The organism is Pseudoalteromonas sp. SG45-5 (assembly GCF_014164085.1).
Lineage (GTDB): Bacteria > Pseudomonadota > Gammaproteobacteria > Enterobacterales > Alteromonadaceae > Pseudoalteromonas > Pseudoalteromonas aliena.
In genome coordinates, this window is record NZ_JACJEM010000218.1 from 1 (window position 1) to 212 (window position 212).

At 45.3% G+C, this 212-nt stretch carries 1 rRNA gene; it reads left to right on the plus strand.

Annotated elements, in window-relative coordinates:
• The first annotated feature begins 93 nt into the window (after positions 1 to 93).
• Positions 94 to 208 (plus strand): 5S ribosomal RNA (gene rrf / locus H5119_RS20325).
• Positions 209 to 212 lie beyond the last annotated feature (4 nt).

A 212-nucleotide genomic window follows, 5' to 3' on the forward strand; every position in this document is an offset into this window, starting at 1 on the left:
TGACTCTTAGCGCGTAGCGTTAAAGTTGAGGCACCTTGCGCAAAGAAAATGGTAGCACTACGTGCTTGTCATTAATTCTTTGCACCTAATTTGCTTGGTGACAATAGCGTTTTGGACCCACCTGATCCCATGCCGAACTCAGTAGTGAAACGAAACAGCGCCGATGATAGTGTAGCATTTGCTATGTGAAAGTAGGACATTACCAGGCTTCA